We start from the raw sequence: 16,417 nt of genomic DNA, 5'->3' as shown, positions 1-16,417 counted from the left end.
CGCCCTTCGCATCCGGCAACAATTTCGCCTACCGGGACGTGGATTGGCCGGGGTTGCCCTGCCTGCGATGAGGACAAGGGCAGCGGGATGTTCGATGCATACATCATCTGCGGCACGCCGAGAACCGGCAGCACTTTGCTGTGCAAGCTACTGGCGTCCACCCGGACTGCCGGCGATCCTCACTCATTCTACCGACGGCAGGATATGTCGGAGTGGGTAGAGGATTGGAAGCTGCCCGGTCGCGACACAATGGGCGAGCTTGAATTCAACGTCGCCTATCTCAACGCGGCTATCATTGCCGGCAAGGGCAGGGCCGGCAAGGGCGGGACGGATGTCTTCGGCCTGCGCCTGATGCGTGAAAACCTGGACGAGCTTTCAGCCATACTCGACCAGATTTTCCCCGGGCTTGCGTCGGACAGAGCGCGTTTCGAAAAGGCCTTTGGCCGTGTTCTCTACGTACATTTATCGCGCGCGAACAAGCTCGCGCAAGCTGTCTCCCTGGTGAAGGCACGGCAAACCGGTCTTTGGCACGTCGCTCCCGATGGGACCGAGATCGAGAGAGTCGGGCTTCCGGGGCAACCGCAGTATGACTTTCAGCGCATCAAGGCTGAGCTCACCGAGTTGGAGGCCTATGATCGAGCCTGGAACAGGTGGTTCGCGGAGCAAGGCATCACGCCGCTGCGGGTTGGCTACGAACGCCTTTCCGCCGACCCGGCCGCGGCATTGCTGGGCATCTGCGAAGCCTTGGGCGTTCGAGCCCCCAATGCCGAGGATGTCAGACCCGGTGTCGCAAAGCTCGCCGACGAGACAAGCCTGGACTGGATGCGCCGCTACCATCTGGACGCACTCGCCTGACGCAATGACGCGCTTCAGGCGGTCTTGGCCACCACTGTCTCGCTGAGCCATGTGCCGATCTTGGTGCCGAGGCGATCGGGCGAGACGGGCTTGGGCAGATAGTCATCCATACCGGCCTCGATGCACTTGTCGCGATCGCCTTTCAGCGCGTGCGCGGTGACGCCGACGATCGGGATGCGGCCGCCCGACGAAGCCTCGATCGCGCGGATGGCGCGGGTTGCCTCGTAACCGTTCATCTCGGGCATCGAGACATCCATCAGGATCAGTTTCGGATGCAGCGACCGGTACATCTCGACCGCCGTGCGGCCGTTGCCGGCAATGCGGTAGCTGAGGCCGAGCCCGTTGAGGATCTGGCCGAACACCAGCTGGTTCACGTCATTGTCCTCGGCAATGAGGATGTCTATCGGGCCGTTCGGCGTGAGAGTCGATTCCGGCGCTGTCACGACCGGCACGGCTGGCCCCCGGATGACCGTGAACGCAGGCGGAGCCGCCGGCGGTGGCTGGATCGGCTCGCGAACGAATTGCGCCTTGCCGACCTGCGAGCGGGCCTTCTGGATGACCGAAATGACCGTGCCGAGCAGCACCGCCGAGCGCGCCGGCTTGGTCAGGTGCGCGGCAATACCGAAGTCGATGATCATCTTGCCGAAATCGACCTGGTCGACCGAGGTCAGGATGACGATCGGGATGGCCGACAGTCGGCTGTCGGCGGCGATGGCCCGGGCGACATCGGCACCATTCATGCCGGGCATCTGGTAGTCGAGGATGATGCAGTCGACGCTGGCGCCCAACTGGCAGGCGCGATCGAGGAAGGCCAGCCCCACGGCGCCGCTTTCAGCGGCGGCGCAGTCAAAGCTCCAGCTTCTGAGCTGCTCGAGCAGGATCTCGCGGTTGACCGGATTGTCGTCGATGACCAGCACTCGCGCGCCGGTGACGTCGACCGGCACGATCGCGTCGCGCGCCTCGGCACGGTGCACGGGCAGCGGCACGGCGAACCAGAAGACGGAGCCTCGTCCGATCTCGCTCTCGACACCGATCTTGCCGGCCATCAGATCGATGAGGCGTGCGGCGATGGCAAGCCCAAGGCCGGTGCCTTCGTGACGGCGGGTCGAGGAGCCATCGACCTGGGCGAATTTCTCGAACACGTTCTGCAGTTTCTCGGCCGGGATGCCGATGCCGGTGTCCTCGACGCGCAGCTTGAGCTGGACGACGTCGTTGACGGTTTCGCCGCCGACATCGATCAGCACATGACCCTTTTCCGTGAACTTCACCGCATTGCCGACCAGATTGGTGACGATCTGGCGGAAGCGGCCGGCGTCGCCGACGACATAGGCCGGCAGGCGCGGGTCGACACGTACGATCAGCTCGAGGTTCTTCTCGGCGACACGCGCCGAGACCAGTGTCGCGACATCCTCGACCGCTTCGGAGAGACGGAAAGGGGCGGGATCAAGCGTCAGCTGTCCGGCATTGATCTTGGAGAAATCGAGGATATCGTTGATGATGGTGAGCAGCGCATTGCCGGATTTGACGATAACGTCGGTGAAGGTCTTCTGGCGTGGGGTCAATTCGGTCTTGGCCAGCAATTCGGCCATGCCGAGCACGCCATTCATCGGCGTGCGGATCTCGTGGCTCATATTGGCCAGGAATTCGGACTTGGCGCGGTCGGCGGCCTCGGCCTTGAACAGGGATTCGGCTGATTGGGCGAAGGCGCGGCGGATCGCCTGTTCCATCGGCCGGAAGATCCAGAAGGCGACGATGGCCAGGACGCCGAACAGCAGGCCGCTCGCCCACAAAAGCAGCCTGTCGCTGGAAGCGTCGGCCAGATGGCGCTCTTCGTCCAATGCGGTACGGACCCGCACCAGCATCGGCTGGACAAATAGGTCGTTCTGGTTGCGGATTTCCCGATAGCTCCATTCATCCGCCTTCTGCGCCACCGACATCAGGTTGAGGTTGCGCACCATGTCGCGCGGCGACCAGAACAGGTCGCCGTTGACCGAGGAGGCTTCGAGTTCGTCGATGGTCTTGACCGACAGGCGCTGATGTATCGCGGCGAGTTGGGCGGTCAGTGTGTCGATCTCGCTGGTCAGGCGTTCGGAATGAGCGCGCGCCGAAGCAGTCAGCGCATCGCGCGTTTCGTTGCGCCAGGCGGAGCCGGTGGTCTCGGCGAAGCTGGTCGCGTTGCGCAGGTCGCGGGTGAAGACGACGAGATTGCTGCTCAGCGCATCGACGTCATGGCGAAAGGCATTGACACGGTCGAGCGCAACCATGATGGCCGTGGAAGCGAGCGCGAAAATCAGCAATCCTGAAAGATAACGAATCCGGACAAACCGGATGAAGGAAGAATATTCCGGCATGCGCAACCCCAACACATACGCATTATTTTAAATTTTAATGACCGGATTACGCTTCATTTACATTAAGATTTCGTTGGCGTGATTGCTGGTTTCCTGTGGCGGCCGCGGATCAGACCGATGCGGTGATGCCGCCATCGACATAGAGGATGTGGCCGTTGACGAAGGACGAGGCATCGGAGGCGAGGAACACGCAGGCCCCGACCAACTCTTCCACCTTGCCCCAGCGGCCGGCCGGCGTGCGCTTTTCGAGCCAGGCGCTGAAGGCTGGATCGGCGACGAGGGCCGCGTTGAGCGGCGTATCGAAATAGCCGGGCGCGATGGCGTTGCATTGCAGGCCGTGTCTGGCCCAGTCGGTCGCCATGCCCTTGGTCAGGTTGCCGACCGCGCCCTTGGTTGCCGTGTAGGGCGCGATGCCGGGGCGGGCAAGTGCCGTCTGCACGGAGGCGATGTTGATGATCTTGCCGCGGCCCCGCCTGATCATATGGCGCGCGACCGCCTGACCGACATGGAAGACGCTGGCGACATTGGTCTGCAGCAGGCGCTCGAACGCATCGGCGGGAAAGTCCTCGAGCGGCGTGCGGAACTGCATGCCGGCATTGTTGACCAATATGTCGATCGGACCGCCGGACAGCTCGAAATTGTCGATCGCCGAGCGGACCGCCTCATGATCGGTGGCGTCGAAGGCGAGCGTTTGCGCGCCGGGAATCTGCGACGCCGCAGCGCCAAGCTTTGCGGCGTCACGGCCGTTGAGGACCACACTGGCGCCGGCTTGCGCCAGGCCTTTGGCCAAGGCGAACCCGATGCCTTTGCGAGGAGCCGGTGACGAGCGCCCGGCGTCCGCTGAGATCGAACAGACTGGATGACATCGAAGCTGATCTCCCGTTTGCCTCTTGCCATGTACCACGAACGCCGGTGGTGCCGTCAGCTGTTGCGCATGGCCACGAAGGTCGCGGCTTGCCTCAGCAGGGCCGCCTTGTCGCCATAGGGTTCGAGCAGCGCGTGCGCCTGGCCGACAAGGCCGTGCAGCTGGCCGCGCGCCCAGTCGGCGCCGTGCAGCGCCACCAGCGTTCCCTTGCCGGCGGCGGCGTCCTTGCCGGTCGCCTTGCCCATCTGCTTGATGTCGGCGGTCAGATCGAGCAGGTCGTCGGCAAGCTGGAAGGCAAGACCGATCGCCGAGCCGAATTCGGCCAGTCGCTCACGGTCTTCCGCCGAAGCGCCGGCGATGATGGCACCCGCCTCGCAAGCGAAGCGGATCAGCGCCCCGGTCTTCATCGCCTGCAGCCTTATGATGCCGGTTTCGTCGGGCGGGATGCGCTCGGCTTCGAGGTCGAGAATCTGGCCGCCGACCATGCCGCCGGCGCCGGCGGCGCGGGCAAGCGCCAGCACCAAAGCGGCCCGCCGCTCGGCCGGCAGCAGGGTCGCCTCGCCGGCGATGATGTCGAAGGCCAGCGTCAGCAATGCGTCGCCGGCCAGGATGGCTGTCGCTTCGTCGAACGCCTTGTGCACGGTCGGCTGGCCGCGGCGCAGGTCATCGTCGTCCATCGCCGGCAGGTCGTCATGGATCAGCGAGTAGCAGTGAACGCATTCGAGGGCCGCCGCGACGCGCAGCGCCGCTTCGCCATCGGCGGAAAACAGGGCAGCGCTTTCCATGACCAGAAACGGGCGCAGCCGCTTGCCGCCGTTCAGCACGCCGTGGCGCATCGCCGCCATCAGACGATCGGGCCGCGTGATCTCGCCCGAAAGCGGTCGGTCGTCGAGCAACCGCCGCAGCAGCACCTCGACGGCGGCGGCCCGCCTGATGAGCGCCATTTCGAACGCCATTTCGTCGTCATTCGTCATGGCCGGACCGGTAGCCGACACTCAGACGTTGCGCAAGAAGCCAAGCGCCATTATGCCGGAGCGGTAAGAGCCCGTTGGGAAACTCCAATCCTACGGTCATCTGACGGCGTTTCCCGCGCTTCCGGTGCTCACGTACTCGACTGTACGCACGGCTCCGGTTCTCGACAACGCCGCCGAATGACTGACAGGAGCGATCTCGCAACGCGCTCCACAGCACGGGTTGGGCGGCTTGGCGGAACCGATCGTCGATCATGAAACCGAAAAGCTGGACATGGCGACGAGATCGCGCGGCATAAACCGCCGCAGTCTCAGGCGCTGGGTCCGGCGCGGCATTGTCGTGGCCGCCGTGCTGGCGCTTATCCCGGCGGTGCTGACATTCCTCTATCTGCCGCCCTTCGTGCACCCGGTCTCGACATTGATGCTGAAGGACCTGGCGACCTTCTCCGGCTATGACCGGCGCTGGGTGTCGATCGACGATGTGGCGCCGGTGCTGGCCCATTCCGTCATCATGTCGGAGGACGGACAGTTCTGCTTCCATCGCGGCGTCGATCTCGGCGAACTCAGGGGCGTCGTCGACGATGCGCTGGCTGGCGAGGCGACGCGCGGGGCCTCGACCATTACCATGCAGACGGTGAAGAACCTGTTCCTGTGGTCGCGGCCGCTGGGCTCGGTGCGCAAGGTCGTCGAACTGCCGCTGGCCGTCTATTTCGACGCCGTGATGTCGAAACGGCGCATCATGGAAATCTATCTCAACATCGCCGAATGGGGGCCGGGCATCTATGGAATCGAGGCGGCGGCGCAGCATCATTTCGGCATTCCGGCAAAGCAGTTGTCCAGACGGCAGGCGGCACTGCTGGCCGTCACCTTGCCCAATCCGATCGCCCGCAATCCGGCAAAGCCGGGGCCGGGCCTTCGGAGACTCGCCAATCTGATCGAGCGGCGTGCCGGCCGTTCCGGCGCTTATGTCGGCTGTCTCGAGTAGCCGACTCAAAAAAATTCACCGCAGTGCTGGCCAAAACGATGTCAGGCGTGTATAGGCACCCGACTTTCTCAGATTTAGGCCCCGACATGGCCCTTTCACGAGGGCGGGCGGGGCTTTTGACCATGTAGTGGAGCATATCCATGGCCGTTCCGAAACGCAAAACCTCTCCGTCCAAGCGCGGCATGCGCCGCTCGGCCGACGCCCTCAAGGCCCCGACCTATGTTGAGGACAAGAATTCCGGCGAAATGCGCCGCCCGCACCACATCGACCTGAAGACCGGCATGTATCGCGGTCGCCAGGTGCTGACGCCCAAGGAAAGCTGAGACAAGCTTTTTAAGGTTTGAGTTGCAAAAGACCGGCCTCTGGCCGGTCTTTTTGCGTTTGGTCGGCAAGGGACGTCTCGTCGGCACGGACATCGTCGAGATCGCGCCGGCACGCGATATCGCCTCGACGACGCGGGCCATATCTCTTCAATGTCATCGGTGCCGCCGTGCGCGCCGGCTATTTCAGGTGTCGAAGTCTCTGTCGGCTGCTCCCATGTCGGCCGGGCAACCGGCTGACATGGTTGTTGCATCCGGTCTTCGACCGTGTTTGCGGCCGCGCACGAAAAATCTTGACGGCATGCCTGTGGCGCATTCTACAGAAGGTGCCCCCATATGGAGACGCCAGATGTTCGGTGCCGTCCCGCTTTTGATCGTGCCTTTCGTGCTCTACAATCTCGGCCTGCTCGGGATATTCGGCGGCGGTGACGATCCGTGGGCGAGCGAGGTCTTCTCGTTCCGCATGATGTCGGGCGGGGTATTCTCGATGACGCTCGGCGACCTGATGGTGCTGATCGGGCTGATCTTCCTGTTCCTCGAAATGGTGAAGTCGGCGCGCACGACCACCGCCTCGATCATGGACCATCTTCTCTCGACGCTGGTCTTCGTCGCCTTCCTGGTCGAGTTCCTGCTGGTCAAGGGCGCCGCGCACTCGATCTTCTTCACGCTGACGATCATCGCGCTGTTCGATGTGCTGGCCGGATTCGCGGTTTCGATGCGATCAGCCAGCCGGGACATCAATTTGAATTGAGGCTCAGCCCGGATCGGCGGTGAAGCCGGCGGCCTCGATGCCAGCGATGGCCGCTGCCTCGTCATTGTCGGATGTGTCGCCGGAAATGCCGACGGCGCCAAGGACGGTGCCGGCCTTGTCGCGGATCAGGACGCCGCCGACCACCGGCAGCACGCGTCCACCCGACACGTCGGAGATGCCAGCGATGAGATGCGGGCGCTCCTTGGCGAAGGCCTCGACACGGCGCGAGCCCATGCCGATGGCCAGCGCGCCATAGGCCTTGCCGGCCGACATTTGCGGGCGCAGGAACGAGGCGCCGTCCTGGCGCTGGAAGGCGACCAGGTGTCCTCCGGCATCGAGCACGGAGACGCCCAGCGGTTTGAACTTGAGGTCGGCGCCCTTGGCGAAGGCGGCGTCGATGATCTCAATGGCTTTTTCGAGCGGCAGCGCGGTCATGGCAGTCTCCTGTTTGAAATGGACAATCATCGGCGACCGGCCGGACGACGCAATCCCGGTTTGGGTTGAAAATGCTTCTTGCGAGAAGGCGGGATGAAGGACTGCCCTATCTGGACGGCGCCGATGCCGTGATCTCAATGCAGTCGACGGCCACTGGCTCAAGGCCATTGGCGAGGCAGCCGGGGAAGTGCGTGTTACTTTTTCTTGGCGCGCGCGGGCTTCTTTGCGGGCACTGCCGGTGTGTTGGCAAGATCTTCGGCTTCCTTGGCGAGCCGCAGCGCCCTCAGCTTGTCGGTCTTGGCCTTGCGCGCGTCACTCTCCGCGGCGTATTCCGCCATCGCTTTCTGGCGGACTGTCGCCGCCTCTTCCTGCTTCTTGAAGCGCAGATCGGCGCGCGCGCGGGCAGTATCCCTAGAGTTCTCAACCAAGAGCCTTATCCAATCCCGTCACGTGTGATTTTCCATAGTTGTAGCAGAGCCGGCCTCTTAGCGGGGAAAATAGTTGGTCACGTGGTCGGGCCGGCGCTGAGAGCCTTGCTGGCAACCACGGCTTCATAGGCGGCCCGCAGCGTCGCGCGGACAGAAGGGCCGGACGGTGTGTCGAGCGGCGTGCCGAGATGCTCGTGGCGCAGTTCGTCCATGAATTTCTCCCACATCGGCGGTCCGCCCTTTTCCAGAAGCTCGGCGCGGATCGAGAGTTCATCGCTGGTCGGCAGCCAGACCCGACCCCAGGCGCCGAGATGGGCCAGGATCGGCACCAGCGTGATGGCCATCTCGGTCAGGCTGTAGATCGCCTTCTGCTTGTGGCTGGGGTCGTCGGCCTTGGTCAGCATGCCAAGCTCCATCAGTCGCTTCAGGCGGTCGGCGAGGATGTTGGAGGCGATGCCTTCCATCGATCCGTTGAGCAGTTCGCGAAAATGGCGCCTGCCGCCGAAAATCATGTCGCGAAGGATGATCAGGCTCCAGCGGTCGCCGAACACTTCCAGCGACAGGTTGATCGGGCAGCCGGACCGGCGATCGAGGCTCATTCGATTCTCTCCGCAAAACCAGTTGCATTATCGTATCAGTTTTATTATCGTGCAACTGATTTCAAAATGCAATCAGTATGGGAGGATCTAAATGACTGCGATCGATCGCCCCGAGATCGTATCGGAAGCCTTCGGCGACCGTGAAAATCCCGCGCTGCTCCTGATCATGGGCGCAATGGCTTCGATGCTGTGGTGGCCGGAGGCCTTTTGCCGGAAGCTCGCGGGTGCCGGGCTCTACGTGATCCGCTATGACAATCGCGATACCGGCCGCTCGACCAAATATCCGCCGGGCGCGCCGCCCTACACATTCGACGACATGGCGGACGATGCGATTGGTGTGCTCGACAGCCACGGCATCGGCGAGGCCCATGTCGCCGGCATGTCGATGGGCGGTATGATCGCGCAGCTTGCGGCGCTCAAGCATCCCTCCCGCGTCGCGTCGCTGACCACGATCAGCAGCTCGCCGATGGGAATGGACACCTCGCATCTGCCGCGGCCGAGCGATGCCTATACCGAGCATTCGGCCGAGGGCGCCGATGTCGACTGGTCGGACCGCCGCCAGGTGATCGACTTCATGGTCAGGGATGCCAGGGCGATCGCCAGCGTTGCGCATCCCTTCGATGCGGCCCGGACGCGCGCTTTCATCGAACAGGATTATATCAGGTCCGGCGGGTTCCTGAGGGCAACCAATCATTTCCTGCTCAAGGGCACCGACCGATGGAATGGCCGCCTGCACGAGATGAGGGCGCCGCTGCTGGTCATTCACGGCACGGCGGATCCGATCTTTCCGATCGAGCACGGCGAGGCGCTGGCAGGGGCGGTCGCCGGTGCGAAACTCCTTCGTGTCGAAGGCGGCGGCCATGAGCTGCATCCGGACGACTGGACGAAGATATCGGCGGCAATCGTCGCCCACGTCCACGCCAACCGAGGCGGCGGCAGGTCTTGACGGACGAAGTTCGCCGCAATAGTTAAGTAAATGCTTCAGTGTTGATCCGGCGAAAGCGCCGGCCGGCCACCGATGAACCGGAAACAGACGAGTAAAGAATGTCCCTGACGCTGCATTTCCATCCCCTGGCCTCTTTCTGCTGGAAGCCGTTGATCGCGCTCTACGAGAACGCCACGCCTTTCGTGCCGGTCATCGTCGATCTCGGCGACGAGCAATCGCGCGCGGCCTTCCTGAAAATTTCGCCGACCGGCAAGATGCCGGCGCTGCGCGACGATGCGCGCGACCGCACGGTGCTGGAATCGACCATCGTCGTCGAATATCTGGCCGCGCACTATCCAGGGCCGGTCGAGCTCGTTCCGGCCGACATCGATCTGGCGCTGGCCGTCCGCCAGGCCGACCGCTTCTATGATTTCTATGTGCAGGAGCCGATGCAGAAGATCGTCGGCGATCGGTTGCGGCCGCTGGACAAGACCGATCCGTTCGGCGTCGAGCAGGCGCGCGGTCAATTGCGCAACTCCTACGCCATCATCGAGCAGGAGATGCGGTCGAAGACCTGGGCGATGGGCGACACCTTTACAATGGCCGATTGCGCGGCTTCTCCCGCGCTCTTCTATGCCAACAAGGTCGAGCCGTTCGGCGACAAATATCCTGCCGTCAAGCGCTACCATGACCGCCTGTTGCAGCGTCCCGCCTTCAGCAGGGTGATCGAGGAGGCGCAGCCCTACTTCAAATTCTTCCCCTACAACAACGGCTGACCGCGATGCTGCACGATCCCGCCCAGCTCGACCTGATGTTCCAGGCGCTCGCCGATCCGGCGCGGCGGCAGATGGTCGACCGGCTGTCGCGCGGCCCCGCCTCCGTCAGCCAACTGGCCGAGCCACTGGCGATGTCGCTGTCGGCCGTCGTCCAGCACCTCAATCTCCTGGAGGCGAGCGGCCTGGTGCGCACCCAAAAGGTTGGACGGGTGCGTACGTGCCAGATCGAGCCTCAGGCGCTGAGATCGGCAGAGCACTGGATCAATGAGCGTCGCCTCTCCTGGGAGCGCCGGCTGGATCGGCTCGGCGATTTCCTCGCGCAAACCAAGGACGAAAGCTGAAGGAGGAATGGCCATGTCCGCCAAAAGCAGAGCGGAATCGATCCGCTTTTATTTTGCCATCTACCAGGCAAATGAGCGTGATGTCGCCGAGACGGTACTGGCGGACGATTTCACGTTCACCAGCCCCTGTGACGATGCCATCGGCCGCGCGACCTATTTCGCCCGGTGCTGGCCGGACACTCGTTTCGCGGCGACCGGCTGCGCAGCGTCGAGGTCTATTTCGGCGCTGCCTATCGTGGCGGGGTCTGCATTCCACAGAACCAGTCGAGTTGACCAACGAGGACCCACTCCATGACCGAACGATCCGTTGTTCATTCCACCTTTGTCGTCGAGCGGAGCTACCCGGTGGCTCCGGCGAAAGTCTTCTCGGCGTTCAGCGATCCGGACGCCAAGCGGCACTGGTTCGTCGATCCCCACGACCCGACGCCCAGCCGCCACGAAATGGACTTCCGCGTCGGCGGCAAAGAGGTCAATGCCGGTTGTCCGAGCGATGGGCAGATGCATTTCTTCAACGCGGTCTATCAGGACATCGTGCCAGACCGGCGCATCGTCTACAGCTATGAGCTGCTGTTCGGCGAAACCCGCGTCTCGGTGTCGCTGGCGACAATCCAGTTCGTGGCGGAAGGCGGGGGCACGCGGCTTGTGATGACGGAGCAGGGTGTCTTCCTCGACGGCCACGACACGTCAGCCCCGCGCGAGCATGGAACGGGCGAATTGCTCGACGCGCTTGGCGCTTTCCTGGACGGGCAAGCCTGATTTTCGAGGTGCGTTGCTGATCAGGCGATGTGGATCAGGCTTCCCAGAACTGATCGAGCCAGATGTTGAGCTTCAGGAAGCCGGCGTTGCTTACCGTGTAGACCCGCCGCGTACCTTCAGCCTTGGCGTTGACCAGTCCGGCATCGAGCAGCACTTTCAGATGCTGTGATACGGCCGGGCGCGAGACTGGTAGCCCAGCCGCCAATTCGTTGACGGTCTTCGGACCGCGTCGAAGTTCTTCCAGAAGATGGCGCCGATTGGGGTCGGCGATCGCCATGAAGGCGTCGGAAAACATCATGCCTCATTTGTGAGGCAAAGTTTTTCAAATCTCAACTGCTTGCTTCTGCTTTTCTTCTTGGATCGAGCCGCAATGCTTCCGGGGTCACGGAGCGGTCTGCCGGTTGCGTCTTGAAGGCGTCGCGATCCTCGATCGGCACCGGAGCGCGGCGGCTGATGCGCAGCAGGGTATAGCCGGCCAGAGACAAATGCGCGAAGGCGGTGGCCAGGAACAGGCCCTCCGGTCGCATCCAGCCCATCAGCGCTGCCGCCAGCAAGGGACCAATCATGGTGCCGAAACCATAGAGCAGCAGCAGGCCGCCCGAGACCTTGACGAAATCCTCGGCACTGGCGTGGTCGTTGGCATGCGCCACGGCGATCGAATAGAGCGTATAGGCGAAAGCGCCGTAGGCGGCAGTCAGCACGATGACGAAGCTGGCGGAGCGCGGCTCGAACAGGAAGATGAGAACCGCAACCAGCGCACCGCCGAAAGCGGCACCGGCCAGCACGAAACGCCGGTCGGTCTTGTCGGACAGGCGCCCGGCCGGAAGCTGCATGGCGGCGCCGGCAACCACCACCAGGCTCATCATCAAGGCGATCTCGGCGGTGGAGATGCCGATGCGGGCGCCATAAACCGCGCCAAGCGTGCCCCAGGCGCCGTTGGCGATGCCGATCAGCAGGCAGGCGATCGCCGACACGGGCGAATTCGCATAGAGGCTTTTGACGTCCAACTTGACGTCCTGCAATGGCTTGGGGGACGATGCCGTCGACACTGCGGTCGGGATCAGCGACAGGCAGAACAGGATGCCGGTGATCATGAACAGGGAAGCCGATTTCACGTCGCCGCCGGCGACGATCATCTGCCCGCCCATGATCGAGGCGTAGGTGACCATCATATAGAGGCCGAAGACGGTGCCGCGGTTCTCGTTGGTGGCTTTCTCGTTCAGCCAGCTCTCGATGACCATGAAGGCGCCGGCCATGGTGAAGCCGGTGAAGGCGCGCAGCAGGATCCAGATAGATTCATTGATGACGAGGCCAGTCAGTAGCGCAATGATCGCGCCCGCCGCGGCGAAGGCGCCAAACGCCCTGACATGGCCTGCACGGCGCACCAGGCGCGGTGCGAAGAAACAGCCGGTGACGAAGCCGCCGGCCCAGGCCGTGCCCATCAGGCCGAGCGAGGCAGTCGAGAAGCCTTCCACTTGGCCGCGCAGCGGCAAAAGCAGGCCGTGCAGGCCGGATGCCGCCAGCAGGAATGCGGTGCCGCGAAGCAGGGAAAGGATCGGTCTGTAGGTTGCGAGCATTTTTTGATCCGGCTGGACTCTGGGAGGGAGGCAGGTCTGAAGACAGTCCCATTCGGGCTTTTCGGCGGCGGACCTTCGACCTGCAGCCTATCCGCGGCGGAACAGCGCCTCAGCGGCTGATTTGGTGCTGTCCTTTGCCTTGAGTTCGGCCTCGAGCCGGGCGATCTCGTCGCGCAGGATGCCGATGCGCTCTGACAGTTCGCCGGCGGAAAGCAATGCCAGGTCCTGCCCGATCTCGTGCGGGCGCGCCTTCTTCCTGGGTTCGTCGTCGAAGATCGCCATCGTCGCTCCTCCCTTGCTCACGCCAGATTGGCCATTTGCCTGATTTGGCAATGAGCATACATAGGGCAGGGACGTCGATGCAAACAGCCGATCGAAAAGCGGCGAGGAAGACGGGAAATACTATGGCGAGCGGACAGACAATTCCGGCGAAGATGACGGCCATCACGATCTCGGAGCCGGGCGGCCCACGGGTGTTGAAACCGGAAACGCGCGAGGTGCCGCAGCCCGGCCCCGGCGAAGTCCTGATCAAGGTGCATGCCGCCGGCGTCAACCGGCCCGATGTGCAGCAGCGCAAGGGCGCCTATCCGCCTCCGCCGGGAGCATCGGATCTGCCGGGCCTCGAAGTGTCGGGCGAAGTGGCGGCCCTTGGCGACGGGATATCGCGCTGGCGCATCGGCGACCGGGTCTGCGCCCTTACCCCCGGTGGCGGCTACGCCGAATATGTCAAGGTTCACTCCGGCAGCGTGCTGCCACTGCCGGCCGGCTTCACCCACACGGAAGCGGCCGCTGTGCCGGAAAACTATTTTACCGTCTGGCACAATGTGTTCGAACGCGGCGGCCTGAAGAAAGGCGAGACGCTGCTGGTGCATGGCGGCTCGTCCGGCATCGGCACGACGGCGATCCAGCTTGCCTCGGCCTTCGGCGCTTATGTCATCACCACCGCCGGCAGCAAGGAGAAGTGCGACGCCTGCCTGAAGATCGGTGCCGACCGCGCGATCAACTACCGGGAGGAGGATTTTGTCTCGGCGGTGAAAGGGGCGACAGGCGGCAAGGGCGCCAATGTCATCCTCGACATGGTCGGCGGCGACTATGTCCAGCGAAACTACGAGGCCGCGGCCGTCGAGGGCCGTATCGTCCAGATCGCCGTTCAGGCCGGCGCAATGGCGACCGCCGACTTTTCCAAGATCATGGTCAAGCGGCTGACCCATACGGGGTCGACGCTGAGGCCGCGCACCGTCGAATTCAAGGCGGCGATCGCAGCGGCGCTGGAAGCGCAGGTCTGGCCGTTGCTCGGCACCCGCAAGGTTGCTCCCGTCATGGATATGATCTTCCCGCTTACCGATGCCTGGCGGGCGCATGAGCGGATCGAGGAGGGCGATCATATCGGCAAGATCGTGCTCGACGTCGGCTAGGACGCATCGATCCAGGCGAGGCCGGCCTCCAAACGGCAGTCTCCCGTGCTTCCGGCGTTCAGGTACTTTTAGGACGCTGCGCTCAAGGTTCTCGGAGCCTGCCGTTTTCGACTCGGGCCTGACCTGAATCGGGACGCGTTCTCGGCGTTTCGTCCTTGCTTACAAAGTGAACAGAAGCTTAATGCTGCAATGCAGCATTTGCATCATTGCTATGCAAAATCGGCCGTTCAAGTCCTGATCGATGATGACTATCTGTGCAGCATCGAAACGAACACCCCATTTGGAGGACTATCATGAACCCGATCCGCGCTTTCCGTAACTGGCGCATGTACAACGAGACCGTGCGCGAACTGAACCGTCTCAACGCACGTCAGCTCAGCGACCTCGGCATCAACCGCGCCGACATCGAAAGGATCGCCCGTCAGGCGATCTGATTTCAAGCGTGACCCGGCCGCAGGGCCGGTCTCATGCCGGGAAGTAGAGCTGTCGCAGACGTTTGTCGTCTCCGGTTCCGAGCCCGCTGGACATCGTCCAGCGGGTTTGTTTTTTGCGAATGGCTGTTCCAGTGGGCCTTTGTCCATGCGCGGCAATACCTGAATCCCTGGTCCGGTTCATTGTGTTCCGGCTGCCGCTCACAGGCTGCCACCCTAATCCCTCACATCCTGCCGCTGCGCCGTTCGGCGGGCTGTTCGACCTGGCGCCAGCCGCGGCGCGCTGGCTTCGGCTCTTTTGCGGGGCGAGCCCTGATGGAGGCCGCGGCAAGCGCCAACATCACCAAAAGGCCGGCGAACCTTTCTCGAACGCATATTCGCCAAGACCGGAACGCGCCAGCAGAGCCAGCTTGTCGCGCTTCTCAAGAGCGCGGAGCGATCCCGGTAGCCGCTCGGTTGTGGTTTCAGGTGGGTGCATCCAAAAACGTTGCGAAACAGCAAGGGAACGGTTATACAAGCCGCGAATTTCCCATTTTGGTGGCTCTAAACCACCGCCCGCGCGGGAACGCGGGCGAACGAGAAGGATTTTTTAAAATGGCCAATACGCTGCTGATGCCCAAGGCGACCGCCGTCTGGCTGGTCGACAACACCGCGCTCTCCTTCGAGCAGATCGCGCAATTCTGCGGGCTGCATCCGCTCGAGGTCAAGGCGATCGCCGACGGTGAGTCGGCGCAAGGCATCAAGGGCATGGATCCGATCATGACCGGCCAGCTGACCCGCGACGAGATCGCGCGCGCCGAGAAGGATCCGAACCACCGGCTGAAGCTTTCCGACCCCAAGGTGCGGGTGCCCGAATCCAAGCGCAAGGGGCCGCGCTACACGCCGCTTTCGAAGCGTCAGGACCGGCCGAACGCCATCCTGTGGCTGGTGCGCAACCATCCCGAACTCAAGGACGCGCAGATTTCGCGCCTCGTCGGCACGACCAAGTCGACGATCGAGCAGATCCGCGAACGCAAGCACTGGAACTCGGCCAATCTGCAACCGATGGACCCGGTTACGCTGGGTCTCGCCTCGCAGATCGACCTCGACATGGAAGTCAACCGCGCCTCGCGCGGCCGCGAACAGGCGCAGCCGGTCGGCGACACGCTTTTGCCGGCGGCTCTGACCGAGCGGCTGGTGCCGGCTCCAGAAAAGCCGAAGGACGAGGATGCCGAGCTTGACGCCAATGCCGTGTTCGCCAAGCTCTCGGCGCTGAAGTCCAAGAACGAGGACACCGACGACGAATAGGATTGCGATAGACCAATGAAAAAAGCCCGCTTCGCGCGGGCTTTTTTATTGGGATCCTTTTCTCAGCTTCGCGCCGCACGGTCCGGCGCCATGCCGTAGTCCTCGCTGCGCTCCACCGCGCGGTAGAAATCGGCAAGCTGCTTGCCGCGCTCCGGCTTGAAGATGCGGCCGGCGATGACCACCGAGGCGATGCGGTCGATGCGGAAGGCGCGGAAATCGTCGCGCATCTCGCACCAAGCGACCAGCGTCCACACCTTGCCCCAGAACCACAGGCCGAGTGGCCTGATGATCTGGATCACTATGAAACCGACAATGACAAGGGCGAGGAGTTTCGTCATGCCGCCTTTGA

General features: G+C 63.2%; 22 protein-coding genes and 1 pseudogene. 12 read left to right on the top strand and 11 right to left on the bottom strand.

The window, feature by feature from the left end; translation table 11 throughout:
- Positions 1–87 precede the first annotated feature (87 nt).
- Positions 88–855 carry a Stf0 family sulfotransferase gene (locus FJ934_RS07110; RefSeq protein WP_181165542.1) on the top strand — a complete coding sequence of 256 codons (768 nt, stop codon included), beginning with the start codon at positions 88–90 and terminating at the stop codon, positions 853–855.
- Positions 856–869: 14 nt separating this feature from the next.
- Here the strand turns inward: FJ934_RS07110 and FJ934_RS07105 are convergent, their stop codons facing one another.
- From FJ934_RS07105 to FJ934_RS07095, 3 genes and pseudogenes are all read right to left on the bottom strand, one after another.
- Positions 870–3,206 carry a response regulator gene (locus tag FJ934_RS07105; RefSeq protein ID WP_140608167.1) on the bottom strand — a complete coding sequence of 779 codons (2,337 nt, stop codon included), beginning with the start codon at positions 3,204–3,206 and terminating at the stop codon, positions 870–872.
- A gap of 109 nt (positions 3,207–3,315) precedes the next feature.
- A pseudogene (locus FJ934_RS07100) lies at positions 3,316–4,072 on the bottom strand (SDR family oxidoreductase).
- 55 nt (positions 4,073–4,127) lie between these two features.
- Positions 4,128–5,045, bottom strand: a complete 918-nt coding sequence (locus tag FJ934_RS07095) for a polyprenyl synthetase family protein (RefSeq protein ID WP_140608165.1) — start codon at positions 5,043–5,045, stop codon at positions 4,128–4,130.
- Between the two features lie 220 nt (positions 5,046–5,265).
- On the opposite strand from FJ934_RS07095, the gene FJ934_RS07090 reads away from it, so the two are divergent.
- The 3 genes from FJ934_RS07090 (at position 5,266) to FJ934_RS07080 (ending at position 7,098) form a co-directional block, all read left to right on the top strand.
- Positions 5,266–6,027: a transglycosylase domain-containing protein gene (locus FJ934_RS07090; RefSeq protein WP_140608163.1), complete on the top strand. Its 762-nt coding sequence runs from the start codon at positions 5,266–5,268 to the stop codon at positions 6,025–6,027.
- Between the two features lie 140 nt (positions 6,028–6,167).
- The gene (gene rpmF / locus FJ934_RS07085) at positions 6,168–6,350 is read left to right on the top strand and encodes a 50S ribosomal protein L32 (RefSeq protein ID WP_008834724.1); all 183 of its coding nucleotides are present in this window, start codon (positions 6,168–6,170) and stop codon (positions 6,348–6,350) included.
- Positions 6,351–6,696: 346 nt separating this feature from the next.
- Entirely contained in the window at positions 6,697–7,098 is a 402-nt protein-coding gene (locus tag FJ934_RS07080) for a hypothetical protein (protein ID WP_140608161.1), read from the top strand.
- Between the two features lie 3 nt (positions 7,099–7,101).
- Here the strand turns inward: FJ934_RS07080 and FJ934_RS07075 are convergent, their stop codons facing one another.
- The 3 genes from FJ934_RS07075 to FJ934_RS07065 form a co-directional block, all read right to left on the bottom strand.
- A complete protein-coding gene (locus tag FJ934_RS07075; RefSeq protein ID WP_140608159.1) occupies positions 7,102–7,533 on the bottom strand; it encodes a heme-binding protein in 432 nt (143 codons plus the stop codon).
- A gap of 194 nt (positions 7,534–7,727) precedes the next feature.
- On the bottom strand, positions 7,728–7,961 hold the full coding sequence (locus FJ934_RS07070; protein WP_140608157.1) for a hypothetical protein: 234 nt from the start codon (positions 7,959–7,961) through the stop codon (positions 7,728–7,730).
- Positions 7,962–8,038: 77 nt separating this feature from the next.
- Complete coding sequence (locus FJ934_RS07065; RefSeq protein WP_140608155.1) at positions 8,039–8,560, bottom strand: helix-turn-helix domain-containing protein; 522 nt, start codon at positions 8,558–8,560, stop codon at positions 8,039–8,041.
- 91 nt (positions 8,561–8,651) lie between these two features.
- On the opposite strand from FJ934_RS07065, the gene FJ934_RS07060 reads away from it, so the two are divergent.
- From FJ934_RS07060 to FJ934_RS07040, 5 genes are all read left to right on the top strand, one after another.
- Positions 8,652–9,506 carry an alpha/beta hydrolase gene (locus FJ934_RS07060; RefSeq protein WP_140608153.1) on the top strand — a complete coding sequence of 285 codons (855 nt, stop codon included), beginning with the start codon at positions 8,652–8,654 and terminating at the stop codon, positions 9,504–9,506.
- A 98-nt stretch (positions 9,507–9,604) separates the two neighbouring features.
- Positions 9,605–10,261: a glutathione S-transferase family protein gene (locus FJ934_RS07055; RefSeq protein WP_140608151.1), complete on the top strand. Its 657-nt coding sequence runs from the start codon at positions 9,605–9,607 to the stop codon at positions 10,259–10,261.
- A 5-nt stretch (positions 10,262–10,266) separates the two neighbouring features.
- On the top strand, positions 10,267–10,602 hold the full coding sequence (locus tag FJ934_RS07050) for a metalloregulator ArsR/SmtB family transcription factor (protein WP_140608149.1): 336 nt from the start codon (positions 10,267–10,269) through the stop codon (positions 10,600–10,602).
- A gap of 13 nt (positions 10,603–10,615) precedes the next feature.
- The gene (locus FJ934_RS07045; protein WP_226890426.1) at positions 10,616–10,897 is read left to right on the top strand and encodes a hypothetical protein; all 282 of its coding nucleotides are present in this window, start codon (positions 10,616–10,618) and stop codon (positions 10,895–10,897) included.
- Entirely contained in the window at positions 10,894–11,358 is a 465-nt protein-coding gene (locus FJ934_RS07040; protein WP_140608147.1) for an SRPBCC family protein, read from the top strand. The genes FJ934_RS07045 and FJ934_RS07040 overlap by 4 nt, the downstream gene beginning before the upstream one ends.
- Before the next feature lie 34 nt (positions 11,359–11,392).
- On the opposite strand, the gene FJ934_RS07035 is transcribed toward FJ934_RS07040, so the two are convergent.
- The 3 genes from FJ934_RS07035 to FJ934_RS07025 form a co-directional block, all read right to left on the bottom strand.
- Complete coding sequence (locus tag FJ934_RS07035) at positions 11,393–11,656, bottom strand: metalloregulator ArsR/SmtB family transcription factor (protein WP_027031521.1); 264 nt, start codon at positions 11,654–11,656, stop codon at positions 11,393–11,395.
- Positions 11,657–11,687: 31 nt separating this feature from the next.
- The gene (locus tag FJ934_RS07030; RefSeq protein WP_140608145.1) at positions 11,688–12,935 is read right to left on the bottom strand and encodes an MFS transporter; all 1,248 of its coding nucleotides are present in this window, start codon (positions 12,933–12,935) and stop codon (positions 11,688–11,690) included.
- 87 nt (positions 12,936–13,022) lie between these two features.
- Positions 13,023–13,217 carry a DUF1192 domain-containing protein gene (locus FJ934_RS07025; protein WP_140608142.1) on the bottom strand — a complete coding sequence of 65 codons (195 nt, stop codon included), beginning with the start codon at positions 13,215–13,217 and terminating at the stop codon, positions 13,023–13,025.
- 122 nt (positions 13,218–13,339) lie between these two features.
- On the opposite strand from FJ934_RS07025, the gene FJ934_RS07020 reads away from it, so the two are divergent.
- Complete coding sequence (locus FJ934_RS07020) at positions 13,340–14,350, top strand: NAD(P)H-quinone oxidoreductase (RefSeq protein ID WP_140608140.1); 1,011 nt, start codon at positions 13,340–13,342, stop codon at positions 14,348–14,350.
- 293 nt (positions 14,351–14,643) lie between these two features.
- Complete coding sequence (locus FJ934_RS07015; RefSeq protein ID WP_064987068.1) at positions 14,644–14,784, top strand: DUF1127 domain-containing protein; 141 nt, start codon at positions 14,644–14,646, stop codon at positions 14,782–14,784.
- A gap of 337 nt (positions 14,785–15,121) precedes the next feature.
- Here FJ934_RS07015 and FJ934_RS27915 read toward each other — a convergent pair whose 3' ends face one another.
- The gene (locus FJ934_RS27915) at positions 15,122–15,298 is read right to left on the bottom strand and encodes a hypothetical protein (protein ID WP_181165541.1); all 177 of its coding nucleotides are present in this window, start codon (positions 15,296–15,298) and stop codon (positions 15,122–15,124) included.
- 77 nt (positions 15,299–15,375) lie between these two features.
- Here FJ934_RS27915 and FJ934_RS07010 point away from each other — a divergent pair, with 77 nt between their 5' ends.
- Entirely contained in the window at positions 15,376–16,068 is a 693-nt protein-coding gene (locus FJ934_RS07010) for a DUF1013 domain-containing protein (protein ID WP_140608138.1), read from the top strand.
- A gap of 62 nt (positions 16,069–16,130) precedes the next feature.
- Here the strand turns inward: FJ934_RS07010 and FJ934_RS07005 are convergent.
- Positions 16,131–16,417, bottom strand: a 287-nt coding sequence (locus tag FJ934_RS07005; RefSeq protein ID WP_246671447.1) for a WYL domain-containing protein, incomplete at its 5' end; no start/stop codon positions are given.

Source organism: Mesorhizobium sp. B2-4-12 (assembly GCF_006441575.1).
Classification (GTDB): domain Bacteria; phylum Pseudomonadota; class Alphaproteobacteria; order Rhizobiales; family Rhizobiaceae; genus Mesorhizobium.
This window is presented reverse-complemented; position numbering and strand designations above follow the sequence as displayed.

Coding starts and splice junctions, on each gene's coding strand:
- FJ934_RS07110 (WP_181165542.1), top strand. CDS start 88: ATGTTCGATGCATACATCATCTGCGGCACGCCGAGAACCGGCAGCACT.
- FJ934_RS07105 (WP_140608167.1), bottom strand. CDS start 3,206: ATGCCGGAATATTCTTCCTTCATCCGGTTTGTCCGGATTCGTTATCTT.
- FJ934_RS07095 (WP_140608165.1), bottom strand. CDS start 5,045: ATGACGAATGACGACGAAATGGCGTTCGAAATGGCGCTCATCAGGCGG.
- rpmF (WP_008834724.1), top strand. CDS start 6,168: ATGGCCGTTCCGAAACGCAAAACCTCTCCGTCCAAGCGCGGCATGCGC.
- FJ934_RS07080 (WP_140608161.1), top strand. CDS start 6,697: ATGTTCGGTGCCGTCCCGCTTTTGATCGTGCCTTTCGTGCTCTACAAT.
- FJ934_RS07075 (WP_140608159.1), bottom strand. CDS start 7,533: ATGACCGCGCTGCCGCTCGAAAAAGCCATTGAGATCATCGACGCCGCC.
- FJ934_RS07065 (WP_140608155.1), bottom strand. CDS start 8,560: ATGAGCCTCGATCGCCGGTCCGGCTGCCCGATCAACCTGTCGCTGGAA.
- FJ934_RS07060 (WP_140608153.1), top strand. CDS start 8,652: ATGACTGCGATCGATCGCCCCGAGATCGTATCGGAAGCCTTCGGCGAC.
- FJ934_RS07055 (WP_140608151.1), top strand. CDS start 9,605: ATGTCCCTGACGCTGCATTTCCATCCCCTGGCCTCTTTCTGCTGGAAG.
- FJ934_RS07050 (WP_140608149.1), top strand. CDS start 10,267: ATGCTGCACGATCCCGCCCAGCTCGACCTGATGTTCCAGGCGCTCGCC.
- FJ934_RS07045 (WP_226890426.1), top strand. CDS start 10,616: ATGTCCGCCAAAAGCAGAGCGGAATCGATCCGCTTTTATTTTGCCATC.
- FJ934_RS07040 (WP_140608147.1), top strand. CDS start 10,894: ATGACCGAACGATCCGTTGTTCATTCCACCTTTGTCGTCGAGCGGAGC.
- FJ934_RS07035 (WP_027031521.1), bottom strand. CDS start 11,656: ATGATGTTTTCCGACGCCTTCATGGCGATCGCCGACCCCAATCGGCGC.
- FJ934_RS07030 (WP_140608145.1), bottom strand. CDS start 12,935: ATGCTCGCAACCTACAGACCGATCCTTTCCCTGCTTCGCGGCACCGCA.
- FJ934_RS07025 (WP_140608142.1), bottom strand. CDS start 13,217: ATGGCGATCTTCGACGACGAACCCAGGAAGAAGGCGCGCCCGCACGAG.
- FJ934_RS07020 (WP_140608140.1), top strand. CDS start 13,340: ATGGCGAGCGGACAGACAATTCCGGCGAAGATGACGGCCATCACGATC.
- FJ934_RS07015 (WP_064987068.1), top strand. CDS start 14,644: ATGAACCCGATCCGCGCTTTCCGTAACTGGCGCATGTACAACGAGACC.
- FJ934_RS07010 (WP_140608138.1), top strand. CDS start 15,376: ATGGCCAATACGCTGCTGATGCCCAAGGCGACCGCCGTCTGGCTGGTC.